This window comes from Bradyrhizobium sp. Kon10 (genome assembly GCF_055807395.1).
In genome coordinates, this window is record NZ_JBVVOZ010000011.1 from 121,138 (window position 1) to 134,074 (window position 12,937).

The 12,937-nt window shown below is 63.0% G+C and carries 11 protein-coding genes; 1 reads left to right on the forward strand and 10 read right to left on the reverse strand.

Annotated features, from left to right (window positions below):
- Positions 1-9: 9 nt before the first annotated feature.
- The 10 genes from AC0L2O_RS17540 to AC0L2O_RS17585 form a co-directional block, all read right to left on the reverse strand.
- Positions 10-1,107 carry a calcium:cation antiporter gene (locus tag AC0L2O_RS17540; protein WP_473370581.1) on the reverse strand — a complete coding sequence of 366 codons (1,098 nt, stop codon included), beginning with the start codon at positions 1,105-1,107 and terminating at the stop codon, positions 10-12.
- A gap of 60 nt (positions 1,108-1,167) precedes the next feature.
- Entirely contained in the window at positions 1,168-1,968 is an 801-nt protein-coding gene (locus AC0L2O_RS17545; protein ID WP_473370582.1) for an alpha/beta hydrolase, read from the reverse strand.
- A gap of 21 nt (positions 1,969-1,989) precedes the next feature.
- The gene (locus tag AC0L2O_RS17550; protein WP_409192097.1) at positions 1,990-3,390 is read right to left on the reverse strand and encodes an NAD(P)(+) transhydrogenase (Re/Si-specific) subunit beta; all 1,401 of its coding nucleotides are present in this window, start codon (positions 3,388-3,390) and stop codon (positions 1,990-1,992) included.
- A gap of 42 nt (positions 3,391-3,432) precedes the next feature.
- On the reverse strand, positions 3,433-3,750 hold the full coding sequence (locus tag AC0L2O_RS17555; RefSeq protein ID WP_027538813.1) for a proton-translocating transhydrogenase family protein: 318 nt from the start codon (positions 3,748-3,750) through the stop codon (positions 3,433-3,435).
- Positions 3,751-3,760: 10 nt separating this feature from the next.
- A complete protein-coding gene (locus AC0L2O_RS17560; protein ID WP_369721449.1) occupies positions 3,761-4,888 on the reverse strand; it encodes a Re/Si-specific NAD(P)(+) transhydrogenase subunit alpha in 1,128 nt (375 codons plus the stop codon).
- A gap of 137 nt (positions 4,889-5,025) precedes the next feature.
- Positions 5,026-5,178: an aa3-type cytochrome c oxidase subunit IV gene (locus tag AC0L2O_RS17565; protein WP_369721448.1), complete on the reverse strand. Its 153-nt coding sequence runs from the start codon at positions 5,176-5,178 to the stop codon at positions 5,026-5,028.
- Between the two features lie 96 nt (positions 5,179-5,274).
- Positions 5,275-5,670, reverse strand: coding sequence for a type II toxin-antitoxin system death-on-curing family toxin (locus AC0L2O_RS17570; protein WP_473370583.1), 396 nt, complete (start codon positions 5,668-5,670; stop codon positions 5,275-5,277).
- A gap of 13 nt (positions 5,671-5,683) precedes the next feature.
- Positions 5,684-5,908 (reverse strand): AbrB/MazE/SpoVT family DNA-binding domain-containing protein, encoded by a 225-nt coding sequence (locus AC0L2O_RS17575; protein ID WP_409192095.1) that lies wholly within the window; start codon positions 5,906-5,908, stop codon positions 5,684-5,686.
- A gap of 93 nt (positions 5,909-6,001) precedes the next feature.
- Positions 6,002-8,947: a patatin-like phospholipase family protein gene (locus AC0L2O_RS17580; protein ID WP_473370584.1), complete on the reverse strand. Its 2,946-nt coding sequence runs from the start codon at positions 8,945-8,947 to the stop codon at positions 6,002-6,004.
- A 161-nt stretch (positions 8,948-9,108) separates the two neighbouring features.
- Entirely contained in the window at positions 9,109-10,971 is a 1,863-nt protein-coding gene (locus AC0L2O_RS17585; RefSeq protein ID WP_473370585.1) for a M3 family oligoendopeptidase, read from the reverse strand.
- 139 nt (positions 10,972-11,110) lie between these two features.
- Between AC0L2O_RS17585 and AC0L2O_RS17590 the strand changes: the two genes are divergently transcribed.
- Positions 11,111-12,607, forward strand: a complete 1,497-nt coding sequence (locus AC0L2O_RS17590) for a sigma-54-dependent transcriptional regulator (RefSeq protein ID WP_473370586.1) — start codon at positions 11,111-11,113, stop codon at positions 12,605-12,607.
- Positions 12,608-12,937: the final 330 nt, after the last annotated feature.

The window sequence follows — 12,937 nt, forward strand, 5'->3', positions numbered from 1 at the left end:
GAACCTCGTCTAGGGCACGAACACCATGAACACGTAGACGGCAAATACCACCATATGCACCAGTCCGAACAGCACGTTTGTCCGGCCGGTGCCGAAGGTCAGCATGCTCAGCAAGAATGTCAGGAATAGCAGTGCCGTGTTCGCCGGGTTCAAGCCCAAGACGAGTTGCTGGTTGAGCGCGTAGGTGGCGATCCCCACCGCCGGGATGGTCAGGCCGATGGTCGCAAGCGAGGAGCCGAGCGCCAGATTGATGCTTTTCTGAAGGTCGTTCTTGCGAGCTGCCGCGATCGCGGAAACGCCTTCCGGCATCAGGATCAGAAGCGCGACCAAAAGGCCTGCAAACGCCGGCGGAGCGCCGATCCTGTCGGCGACGGCGTCGACGACCAGCGAGAACTTCTTGGCAAGGAGAACAACGGCCAGCAGCGAGATCAGCAGCAGCGCGATGCTGAGCGCAAGCATTTTGCCCGAGAGGTGCTCCTCTCCACCCCCGCCCTCGCCTTTTCCATGAACGAAGTAATCCTTGTGCAGCACGGTCTGGGTATAGAGAAACACCCCATACAGCACGATCGTGACGACATCGACAAAGCCGAGCTGCAGCGCCGAATAGACCGGGCCCGGCGTCGTCAGAGTGTAGTTGGGCATGATCAATGTGATGGTCGCCAGCGCGATCAGTCCGCTGAGATAGACGTTGGCGCCCGAGACCTGAAAACCCTGCTCGCGGTAGCGCAGGCCGCCGATGAACACGCAGAGACCGACCAGGCCGTTGCAGACGATCATGACGACTGCGAACACGGTGTCGCGTGCGAGCTCCGGCGCCGGCTTGTCGCCCAGCATGATCGTGGTGATCAGCGCGACCTCGATGATGGTGACCGAGAGCGTGAGCAGCAGCGTGCCGAAGGGTTCGCCAATCCGCTCCGCGATCACCTCGGAATGGTGCACGGCCGCGAACACGGTGCCGAACAGGATCACCAGAAGGACGATCGCAAAAGCGCCCCCGCCGACCGACAGGGTAAAGCCATAGCCGGTTACGGTGACGATCAGGAACAGCAGCACCGCCAGCGCGGGGAAGATCCAGGACGACCGCGGCATCGGTCCGTGTGCGCTCATGCGGGCGATTCCTTGCTTTGACACAACGATTATGCGCGAGAAGATCGGGCCCGTCAGCCCTCAGCCGCCATTTATGAATTGCCGCGCTGTCTCGAGGGCGCCAAAGTTATCGAGATTTTCGTGTCCCCCGCCCGGAAACCGCACCATCTGCTTGGGGTCGCGGGCCAGCGCAAACAATCGCTCGCCGAATGCGATGGGAATCGCCTGATCATCGGTCCCGTGCATGATCAGAAGCGGGACCGCAACGCGTGCGACGCGCTCGTCGGAGTGAAACAGATCGCGCATCAGGAGACGAACTGGGATGAAGCGAAACAGCGACGCTGCGACGTCGACCGTCGACGTGTAGGGCGCTTCCAGAATCAATTTGCCGACCGGATGCTCGGGTGCGATTGCGACCGCGACACCGGTCCCGAGCGAGAAGCCCCAGGCCACGATCCGCGCTGCGTCATAGCGCTCCGTCGCAAAGGCGTAGGCGGCCACGCCGTCCCGCAGCAGACCCTGCTCGCTCGGCGCACCGCTCGAGCCGGCATAGCCGCGATAGGACAGCGCCACCAGTCCGGTGCCGTCGGCAATGATGCCCTTGAAGCGGTTGACGCGCCCGGCGAGAAAATCGCCATTGCCTGCAAAGAACAGCACCACGGGACGGCCGGGCTTCGGCGGCACATGCCAGACGATGACCTTCTCGCCGTCCGACGTGCTAAGGACGTGCTCCTCAGCCTCCGGAAATCCCGCGGCGGCGGGCGCAGTGCGATCAGTGGTCGGGATCGGAAACAGCATATCGCGCTGCTTCACGTAGAGCACGACGAGCACCGCGAAATAGCCGGCGGCAATGAGGATGGCGATCCATTTCAGGATTGTCATCGCCGCGCCGGTTCTCCGGCGCTACATCGCCTTGACGATGCTCTCTGTTACCTTCTTGGCGTCGCCGAGCAGCATCATGGTGTTGTCGCGATAGAACAGCGGATTGTCGATGCCGGCATAGCCGGAGGCGAGCGAGCGCTTGATGAACATCACCGTGCCGGCCTTCCAGACCTGGAGCACCGGCATGCCGTAGATCGGCGAGGTCTTGTCCTCTTCGGCGGCCGGGTTGGTGACGTCGTTGGCGCCGATCACGAAGGCGATGTCGGCTTGCGCGAATTCGGAGTTGATGTCCTCGAGCTCGAACACCTCGTCATAGGGCACGTTGGCTTCGGCCAGGAGCACGTTCATGTGGCCGGGCATGCGGCCCGCGACGGGGTGGATCGCGTACTTCACCTCGACGCCTTCCTTCTTCAGGATGTCGCCCATCTCGCGCAGCGCATGCTGGGCCTGCGCCACCGCCATGCCGTAACCAGGCACGATGATGACCTTGGAGGCGTTCTTCATGATGAAGGCGGCGTCGTCCGCCGAGCCGAGCTTGGCCGGCTTCTGCTCACCGCCTGCTCCGCCGCCGGCTGCTGCGGTCTCGCCGCCGAAGCCGCCCAGGATGACCGAGATGAAGGAGCGGTTCATCGCGTGGCACATGATGTAGGACAGGATCGCGCCGGAGGAGCCGACCAGCGCGCCGGTGATGATCAATGCGGAGTTGCCGAGCGTGAAGCCGATGCCGGCTGCGGCCCAGCCCGAATAGGAGTTCAGCATCGAGATCACGACCGGCATGTCGGCGCCGCCGATCGGGATGATCATGAGCACGCCGAGTGCCAGCGCAAGGATCACGATCAGCCAGAAGTCGAGCGCGCTGCCGGACAGGACGAGCCCGACGATGAAGAACACCAGCGCGGCGGCGAGCGCGATGTTGATGATGTGGCGGAATGGCAGGATGATCGGCGCGCCGCTCATGCGGGCAGACAGCTTCAGGAACGCGATCACCGAGCCGGTGAAGGTCAGCGCGCCAATGGCGACGCCGAGCGACATCTCGACCAGGCTCTGCGCATGGATGTTGCCGGGCGTGCCGATGTCGAACGCCTCGGGCGCGTAGAACGCCCCCGCGGCGACCAGCACCGCGGCCATGCCGACCAGCGAGTGGAAGGCGGCGACCAGTTCCGGCATCGAGGTCATCGGCACGCGGCGGGCGATCACCGCGCCGATCGAGCCGCCGATGGCGATGCCCAGGATCACGAGGATCCAAGCGAGGCCGTCCGCCGGCGGATGGCTCGCCAGCGTGGTCGCGACGGCGATTCCCATGCCGATCATGCCGAAGAAATTGCCCTGCCGCGATGAGGCGGGGCTGGACAGCCCGCGCAGCGACAGGATGAACAGCACACCCGCCACGAGATACAGAACTGCAGCCAGATTGGCGTTCATCTCAGGTCCCCTTTGTCTTCGTCACCCCGAGGTGCACGCCGCTCACTTCGCCTTCTTCTTGTACATCGCCAGCATGCGCTGGGTGACAAGGAAGCCCCCGAAAATGTTCACGCAAGCAAAGATCAGCGCGATGAAGCCGAAGCCGCGCGCCCACCCCGAGCCGCTCGAGATCATGCCGACGCCGACCGCAAGCAGCGCGCCGACCACGATCACCGAGGAGATCGCGTTGGTCACGCTCATCAGCGGCGTATGCAGCGCCGGCGTGACCGACCACACCACGAAATAGCCGACGAAGACGGCGAGGACGAAGATCGACAGCCGGAAGACGAAGGGGTCGACGACCTGTGCAATGTGCTCCATGGCGGCTCTCCTAAGCTTTCGGCTGGAAGTTCGGGTGAATCACGGCGCCGTCTTTGGTCAGCGCGGTGGCCTTGACCAGTTCGTCGTCCCAGTTCACCGCCAGCGACTTGTTGGCCTTGTCGACCATGGTCTCGATGAAATTGAACAGGTTGCGCGCGTAGAGACTGGATGCGGATGCCGCGACGCGGCCGGCGACGTTGGTGTAGCCGACGATCTTGATGCCATCGACGTCGGCGACCTCGCCCGGCTTTGCGCCCTCGACGTTGCCGCCGCGCTCGACGGCCAGATCGACCAGCACCGAACCGGGCTTCATCGACTTGACCATCTCGGCCGAAACCAGCTTCGGCGCGGGCCGGCCCGGGATCAGCGCCGTCGTGATCACGATGTCCTGCTTCTTGATGTGCTCGGCGGTGAGCGCGGCCTGCTTGGCCTGATACTCCTTGGACATTTCCTTGGCGTAGCCGCCGGCGGTCTGCGCGTTCTTGAACTCCTCGTCCTCGACGGCCAGGAATTTGGCGCCAAGCGATTCCACCTGCTCCTTGGTGGCGGGCCGGACGTCGGTGGCGGTGACGACGGCGCCGAGACGCCGCGCGGTCGCGATCGCCTGCAACCCTGCCACACCGACGCCCATCACGAAGACCTTGGCGGCCGGAATGGTGCCGGCGGCGGTCATCATCATCGGGAAGGCGCGGCCGAAAGCTTCGGCGCCCTCGATCACGGCGCGGTAGCCGGCGAGGTTCGCCTGCGACGATAGCACGTCCATCACCTGCGCGCGGGTGATGCGCGGCATCAATTCCATCGCGAAGGCGGAGATGCCGGCATCGGCCATCGTCTTCAGCGCGGCCTCGTTGCCGTAGGGATCCATGATGGCGATGACGAGCGCACCGCGCTTGTACTGCGCGAGCTCGGACGCCTCCGGGCGCTTCACCTTGATGATGATGTCGGCGTCCTTCAGCGCGTCCGCGCTGACGCTGGCTCCGACCGCCGTGAATTCGGAATCGGGCAGGCCCGACTTGAGACCGGCGCCGGGCTCGATCGCGATCTCGGCGCCGAGCGCCTTGAACTTCTTCACCGTATCAGGCGAAGCGGCGACCCGCGGCTCCGACGGGTCGATTTCCTTGGCAACGGCGATCTTCATAGGCCCTCCGGCGACGCGGGGAAAAGCGCGCACGCGAACTTAGCGTTACTCCCGCAACGTTGGATACCGGTTTTCGAACCGGCTTGAATGCAGATTTTTTGAGCACCGACGACAATGGCGGTGCAAAAGACGATAGATCAGGTCAGGAAGATCGCCATCAGGATCACGATAAGCGCGACCGAAGCCGTGCCGTACTTCACGAGCTTGATGAAGCCCTCATAGGTCTGCTCGTGGGCAACGTAGTCGTTGCCGTCGGCGGTGGTGTAGGCCACGTCGCTATGGTCAGCCATGGATGTCCCCAGTCGAAAGTCGAATTTCACGGTTGGGATACCGCAAAGTTTCGGGCAGGGCAACGGCACGGAGGCGCGGTTTTCCCGCAAATCGGCTCATTTGGAATCCAGATTGTCGCGGATCCAGCGGCCGAGGCTCTGCTCGCTGACTTCACCGGCGGCAAGCGAGAGGATGATGGTTGTCGCTTCCGCAGGATCGGGACCGAAGGCCACGCCGTTCTTGTGCAGAAAGACCATCATCGCCATGAAAGCGATGCGCTTGTTTCCGTCGACAAAGGCACGATTTTTCGCGAGCCCGAATGCATAGGCTGCGGCGAGTTCATCGAGCGACGCCTGCTGATAACGCCATTTGTTGATCGGCCTCTCCAACGCCGAGCGCAACATGCCTTCGTCGCGCAGTCCCGGCGCACCGCCGAAACGGCGGAGTTGTCGGCTGTGAATGGCGATCGCCTGCTCGTAGGTGATCCAGTGCGGCTCCTCAGGCTCACTCATGCGCGCATGCCGATTATTTTGCGAGCGCGGCGAGCGTGTCGCGATACTTCTCCATCACCTCATCGGCGATTTCCATCGTCCGCTCGAAGTCAGGATCGTAGGGCAGCGCCTGGAAACCGCCTCCAGGCAATTCCACGACATGCAATTGCTGCCCACGCTTGAGATCGAGCCGCTGCATCAACTCGCGAGGCAGCAACAGACCATCCGAATTGCCGATCTTCTTGATTTCGATCTTCATGGCACGTCCCGCAAAACTAACGTTATACATTTGTATAACACCTTAAAGAGGGGCGTTCAACAGATGTTTTACGTCTTTTGGACCCCCGCAGCCCTACCCCATATCAAGCGCCGCGACTGCGCTGGTGGCCGGCGGCGGCTCCTCGACCGGCAGCCCCAGCGCGCGGCGGACCGCCCGGATCGAGTCCACCTTACGGTCGCAGAAGCTTCGCCTTGCGCAGCGCTCGCCCGGGACATTGACGACGAGCGCGTCGGCGCCGGCCTCCTCGTTGAGGAAGCCATGCGTCATGTGGAAGCCGAGCGCGCGGTAGACCTCGAACTGTTCCTCGGAGAAGAACTGGTCGCCCGTGGTCTCGTGCGGGAACGTGTCGTTGCGGCGTGCGTAGTCGCGGATGTAGTCGTTCTCGTCCCCGCTCAGCGACGATTTGATGTAGACGAGATACCCCGTCTCGCCGCCGCCATAGTCGATGGTGCCGACCGCAACGTGCGGTCCAAGCGACGCGCGCGGCGGCGGATCCGACGGCTTGCCGGCGTTGCACTTCATCCACTCCCGCGTCGCGTCGCGGATCGGCGTCCACGGCAGGTCGATGATGATCCCGAGATCGATGCGTGCGTATCGTTGCAGGGTCACCAGCGCGGTGAAGTTCATCGGCGCGTCGGCCTCGGCATCGACCGCGATGATCACCCTGCAGCGCCGGCGCAGCAATTCGTAGACGCCCAGATTCTCGATGTGACCGCCATCGGTGAGATAGACTGCGTCGGCGTTCTCATAGAGGCGGCCCGAGATTTCCGACCACAGGAACAGCGGCGTCGAGTGGTGCTGCGGCTTGCTGCTCGACGAGACGTAGCGCGGATTCTTCAGCCAGTAACCGAGGCGCACATTGAGCAAGGCCAGCGTCGGCGTGAGCGGCCTGATCGAGCCTGATCCCATGTTCGAGGACGCCGCAGCGCCGGAGATCGCCATGACCGTCGCAAGGTCGAGACCCGGGAATGCCGCGGTGTCGGCATAGCCGGTGGCCTCGCTGCCGACATGCAAAGGCGAGAACATGAAGAAGTCGGCGTTTCGGCCGCGCCGATTGGCGAAATCCGATCCTTGAATGTTCAGTGCGGCATTCACGATGGGATAGGGCGAGGCCAAAAGCCGGTCAGGCGATTTCACGCCCGCTATCGCCTGCCCGGCAGGAGCCGTGTCGGCGGGATAGACCGTCGGGTAAAGCAGCTCGCTCAGCTTCTCCTCGTCGAGCGGCAGAAAATCCCGTCCCTGATCCAGGCTGGGCTCGTTGGGCGCCGGTTCGCCATCGGCGTAGAATCTCGGATTGAACAGGAACGCCTTGCTCAGGCGATCGCGGTAGAGACGGTGCAGCGAGTTGGCGTTCGGCCCGAGGATCCAGGACAGTCCAAACAAGATCACGGCCGCGACGAGGTAGAGACGCGCCATCGCCCAATTGACGTTGTTGCCGAACTCGTACTTCGACCATTTGTACTCGGCCGGTTTGCACCAGCAGCCGATCGCGTACAACCATTGGGGAACGTGGGACACCGCATTGACGGTTTTGGCGATGCCGGGTTTGGCTTCGTCCTTGCTGTTGATGTTCGCCGAAAGCGTTCGAGCCTCGCTGTCGAATTGAACGTTGCCGGTGACACTTGTTGCAGCCTTCGCCGCCATCGGCTGCACGGCCTTGTCGCCCCACTCCTCCGCCATCGCGTATTGACGGTCCTTGGCGATCAGCACCTTGTCGTTGGCGATGCCCCAGTAGCAGAGATAGAGGTACCCGATCCAGATCAGCAGCGGCAAAGCCAGGCCGGCGATCCACACGGCCGCTCTCGCCACATAGGCAAGGATGCGCGACGACAGGTCCGATGCTCCCGCGCCCTTCAGCAATTCGGCGAATTGCTGCCTGAACACCGTGACCGCCGCGGCAACGGGCGCTGCGACGGCAGCCAGCGACTGTATCCATTTGACCGCCACTCCTGTGACGATGCCGCCCGACTGCGCCGCGCTGGCCTCGGCGACGTCGAACATCTGGGCGATCATGAAGGGCTGGAACTCAAAGAAGCAGATCACGGCGAGCAGCACGAGATATGTGGCGCCGGCGGTCGGTGGATAGCCGCGGAATTCACCTCTGGTGCTGGGCATCACCGATCGGAGCAACGCCCAGGCAAAAAACACCAGCAGACCGAACAGCGCCGCGGCCAGTGTGAGCGCAAAATGCTCGACGTTCAAATGGCGTGCGATCGTGCACACGAACCCCATCGCCAATGCGAGCCCTGCCACATAGGAAAAGAAATCACGGCGCTCGACCTTGAAGATGCGGCGGTAGACGAGGCCGATCAGCACCGCGGCAGCAGCGATGGCGACGCCAAGGAGGATGAAAGCAAGTTCAACTCCAAGCTTGGCGAACCACCCGAGCGCCTGCCCGTCATCGACTCTGAACCCGAACAGATTCGCCACGTACAGCGAGGATCGGGCGGCGTTGGAAACGATCGTGATGGCCGCGACGACGAGCACTGCCGGAAGCGTCAGACTGAGATTGGCGACCAGGCCGCGCACCACGATCGCAATTCCGGTGAGGAGATCGCGCGCTCCCGCGGGGATGAGATAGTTCGAATAGTTGCGGATGTGGCCGACCGCGGGGGTGTCGCTGATTTCATTGGCAAGCCCTCCTCCAGAGCCGCCAAAGACGAATGCACGCGCCCTCGTCATCGTGGCCGTGAGCGAACAGCCGATGTAACCGCCGCCCGAAACCGTCGACAAATAATCGACCCGCTTGATCAGATCGTGATGATTGAGTGCCTGCAACACGCCGAGGCAAATGGCGGAGGACCGGATGCCGCCGCCCGAAAGCGCAAGCCCAACGGTCTCGATCGGCTTGTCGTCGTCGACATAATTTACGGCTGCAAGGCCTTCGGCGCGACGACGGGTGTTGATCGCGTCAAGCTCCTGCAGGAGCATGTCACGGTGCTGCTGGCCCCAGGATCCCTGCTCTTCGACGGCCCGTTTCGTATCCGGTTGCTGGAGGTGAGGTCCAATACCGACCATATCCGTCTCCCTGCCAGGGAACTCAGACAATCGACAATCAAAAATTGCATTCTTAACGATAGAGTACCGTACACGGTTAGTCTTGCGACCCGCGTGAACGTTCAATCCCGTCGCTTCGAAAAAATCAGCGAGCCGGGAGGTGAGGCGACGTCAGCGCCGCCTCAACCCATCGCCTCCAGTTCGTCGATCATGCCGGCGATGACCGACAGGCCGCCGTCCCAGAATTTCGGGTCCTTGGCGTCCAGCCCGAATGGGCGCAGCAGCTCGGAATAATGCTTGGTGCCGCCGGCCGCGAGCATGTCGAGATAGCGCTCGGCAAAGCCCTCGGCCGCGTTCTCGTAAACGGCATAGAGCGAGTTCACAAGACAATCGCCGAAGGCATAGGCGTAGACATAGAACGGCGAGTGGATGAAATGCGGGATGTACATCCAGTAGTTCTCGTAGCCCGGCTTGATCTCGATCGCCGGACCCAGGCTCTCGTTTTGCACCGAGAGCCAGATCTCGCCGAGCCGCGCCGCGGTGAGCTCGCCATTCTTGCGCTCGGTGTGAACCGCGCGCTCGAACGAATAGAACGCGATCTGCCGCACCACGGTGTTGATCATGTCCTCGACCTTGCCGGCGAGCAGCGCCTGGCGCTGCTTTGCGCTCTTGGTCTGCGCCAGCAGCCGCCTGAAGGTCAGCATCTCGCCGAACACGCTTGCGGTCTCGGCCAGGGTCAGCGGCGTCGGCGCCATCAGCGCGCCGTTCTTCGCCGCCAGCACCTGATGCACGCCATGGCCGAGCTCATGGGCAAGGGTCATCACATCGCGCGGCTTGCCCTGGTAGTTCATGAGCACGTAAGGATGCGCCGACGGCGTGGTCGGATGCGAGAACGCGCCCGGCGCCTTGCCGGGACGCACCGGTGCGTCGATCCAGCGATCGGCGAAGAAACGCTCGGCGATGTCGGCCATGTCAGGCGAGAAACCGCGATAGGCAGACAGCACCATGTTGCGCGCCTCGGGCCAGGCAATGGTGTCGGTCGCGGCAAAGGGCAGCGGCGCATTGCGGTCCCAATAAGCCAGCCGCTTCTTCTTGAACCAACGCGCCTTCAGCCCGTAATAGCGATGCGACAGTTTCGGATAGGCCGCGCGTACGGAGGCGACCAGCGCGTCCACCACCTCGCGCTCGACGCGGTTGTTCAGATGCCGGGAATCCGCGACATCCTTGAAGCCGCGCCAGCGATCGGAGATATCCTTGTCCTTGGCGAGGGTGTTGGTGATCAGCGCGAAGGTGCGCTCATTGGCCTTGAAGGTCTTCGCCAGCGCGTCCGCCGCGGCCTTGCGCTTGGCCCCGTCGCGGTCCTGCAGGAAATTGAGCGTCGGCTCGATCGCGAGCTTCTTGGATCCGACCTTGAAGCGAAGACCCGAGATGGTCTGATCGAACAGCCTGTTCCAGGCGGAATATCCGGTTTGCGCCTTCTCCAGGAAGATCTGCTCGAGCTTGTCATCGAGCTGGTACGGCTTCTCCTTGCGCAGATCCTCGATCCAGGGACGGTAATGCGCAAGCTCGGGCGCCTGCATCGCGCGGGTCAAAATATCGTCATCGACGCGATTGAGCTCGAGCGCGAAGAACAGCAGATGCGTCGACGCGGCGGTGAGCCGCTCGGACACATCGCCGTAAAACTTTGAAATCTTGGGGTCAACGCTATCGCCGGCGTGGATGAGGCCGGCGTAGGAGCCGAGACGCCCGGCGAGATCGTCGATCGCCTCATAGCGTCGCACGGCTTCCGCCAGCCATTTTCCGCCATGTTCGTTTGCTGTGCCTGTTGCGAGCTTGCCTTTGTAGTCCGTCTCGAACGCGACGCAATCGGCGTCCATGGTTTCGAGATCGCGCGCCACTTCCGGCGCATCGATCCCTGAATAGAGATCGGCGAGGTTCCACTCCGGAAGCTTGCCGGTTTTGCTCGCAGGCTTGCTGGAGGGTTTTGCCTTGGTGGCTGCTTTTTTGGTGTTCGGCTTGCGAAGAGCGGAGGGGCGCGAAGTCATCGTGTTGGAAACCTGTGTTCAACGAGCGCAATGGCGGGGATCGCAATGGCTGGGGTCGGCAAGGTTTAAGAGTGCGTTAAGCGGCTTCGGCCAGAGTGCCCCGATTCGAGACAGATAGTAGTAGCGTGCGGGGAACACCATGGCTGCCAGTATTTTGATTGCCGATGACGACGCCGTGGCACGCCGCCTGGTCGAGAACATGGTGCAGAAATGCGGCTATGAGACGATCGTCGTGGAATCCGGCGACGCCGCGCTTGCCGTACTCACCGCCCCCGACGCACCGGCCATCGACGCCGTGGTGCTCGATCTCGTGATGCCCGGCCTCGACGGCATGGGCGTTCTGACGAAAATCCGCGAAGCCGGGCTGAATGTGCCCGTGATCGTACAGACCGCCCATGGCGGCATCGACAACGTGATCTCGGCGATGCGCGCTGGCGCTGCCGACTTCGTGGTCAAGCCGGTCGGCGTGGAGCGGCTCCAGGTCAGCTTGCGCAACGCGCTCAACGCCTCCGCATTGAAGGGCGAATTGCAGCGCATCCGCCACAGCCGCGAGGGCCGGCTGAGCTTCGCCGACATCATCACGCGCGCCGAGGCGATGGCGCCGGTCATGCGCGCGGCGCAGAAGGCGGCGAGCTCCTCAATCCCCGTGCTGATCGAAGGCGAGTCCGGCGTCGGCAAGGAGATGTTCGCACGCGCCATCCACGGCAGCAGCGAGCGCAAGGCAAAGCCCTTCGTCGCGGTCAATTGCGGCGCGATCCCGGACAATCTCGTCGAGTCCATTCTGTTCGGCCATGAGAAGGGCGCCTTCACCGGCGCGACCGAGCGGCATGCGGGCAAGTTCGTCGAGGCCCATGGCGGCACGCTGTTCCTGGACGAGGTCAGCGAGCTGCCGCTGGCCGCGCAGGTCAAGCTGTTGCGCGCGCTCCAGGAGGGCGCGGTGGAGGCGGTCGGCGGCCGCAAGCCGGTGAAGGTCGATGTCCGCATCATCTCCGCGACCAACCGCAAGCTTCTGGACCGGGTGAAACAGGGGCATTTCCGTGAAGACCTGTTCTATCGGCTGCATGTGCTGCCGCTGACGATCCCCTCGCTCAGGGCCCGGCGCGAGGACATCCCACATCTGCTGCGGCATTTCCTGGCGCGCTTTGCCGCCGAGGAGAACCGCGCGATCACCGGCATCAGCGGCGAGGCCGTGGCGCACCTTGCGGAGCTCGATTGGCCCGGCAATATCCGCCAGCTCGAAAACGCGGTCTACCGCGCCGTGGTCATGAGCGAAGGCGACCAGCTCGGTCTCGAGGACTTCCCGCTGCTGGCCTCGCATCCCCATTCCGCGACCGACATTCCGACCGCGCCGCTGATGATCGAGCCGATCGGGGCGCCTGCCCTGATCTCGGGTAATGAAATACCCATCGCGCCACTTCCCTCCTCGGGAAGCCTCGCCCTGCTGACCTCGACCGGCGATGTCCGTCCGCTCGAGGAGATGGAGAACGAAATCATCCGTTTCGCAATCTCGCATTACCGCGGGCAGATGTCCGAGGTCGCCCGCCGCCTCAAAATCGGCCGGTCCACGCTCTATCGCAAACTCGACGAGGCGGGCGTGCACGGCCATGGCGGGAAAAGCGGCGAAGAGACGCACTGAACCGCACTGTGAATGGCGGTTTGCGTAAGCGTGCGATGTGGTCTTAAGCCGTTCGGATGACGGAAGAATCCGAGCCGTTCAGGAACCGTGACTTGGAAGTGACAGCGAGGGGGAAAAGCGCGTAACAGAGGCGCACAATCGATTGCAAAGCGGCTGTCTTGAAGTCAGTTTGTCGTGAGTTGTCCCGGGTAGCGCTGGCTGCAGAAACGGGGTCTGTATATCGTCTGCGTAAGAATCGTTGCGTGCAGGCGTGCAACTTCCGAGAGGCCGGCGCGGTCAGCCGAAGCTCACAAGACGATAACGAAGCTGTTCCAAAAAGCTGTTCCAAGC

Bases quoted from the DNA above. Each gene is read 5' to 3' on its own strand.
- AC0L2O_RS17540 (WP_473370581.1), bottom strand. From the start codon at position 1,107: ATGAGCGCACACGGACCGATGCCGCGGTCGTCCTGGATCTTCCCCGCG.
- AC0L2O_RS17545 (WP_473370582.1), bottom strand. From the start codon at position 1,968: ATGACAATCCTGAAATGGATCGCCATCCTCATTGCCGCCGGCTATTTC.
- AC0L2O_RS17550 (WP_409192097.1), bottom strand. From the start codon at position 3,390: ATGAACGCCAATCTGGCTGCAGTTCTGTATCTCGTGGCGGGTGTGCTG.
- AC0L2O_RS17555 (WP_027538813.1), bottom strand. From the start codon at position 3,750: ATGGAGCACATTGCACAGGTCGTCGACCCCTTCGTCTTCCGGCTGTCG.
- AC0L2O_RS17560 (WP_369721449.1), bottom strand. From the start codon at position 4,888: ATGAAGATCGCCGTTGCCAAGGAAATCGACCCGTCGGAGCCGCGGGTC.
- AC0L2O_RS17565 (WP_369721448.1), bottom strand. From the start codon at position 5,178: ATGGCTGACCATAGCGACGTGGCCTACACCACCGCCGACGGCAACGAC.
- AC0L2O_RS17570 (WP_473370583.1), bottom strand. From the start codon at position 5,670: ATGAGTGAGCCTGAGGAGCCGCACTGGATCACCTACGAGCAGGCGATC.
- AC0L2O_RS17575 (WP_409192095.1), bottom strand. From the start codon at position 5,908: ATGAAGATCGAAATCAAGAAGATCGGCAATTCGGATGGTCTGTTGCTG.
- AC0L2O_RS17580 (WP_473370584.1), bottom strand. From the start codon at position 8,947: ATGGTCGGTATTGGACCTCACCTCCAGCAACCGGATACGAAACGGGCC.
- AC0L2O_RS17585 (WP_473370585.1), bottom strand. From the start codon at position 10,971: ATGACTTCGCGCCCCTCCGCTCTTCGCAAGCCGAACACCAAAAAAGCA.
- AC0L2O_RS17590 (WP_473370586.1), top strand. From the start codon at position 11,111: ATGGCTGCCAGTATTTTGATTGCCGATGACGACGCCGTGGCACGCCGC.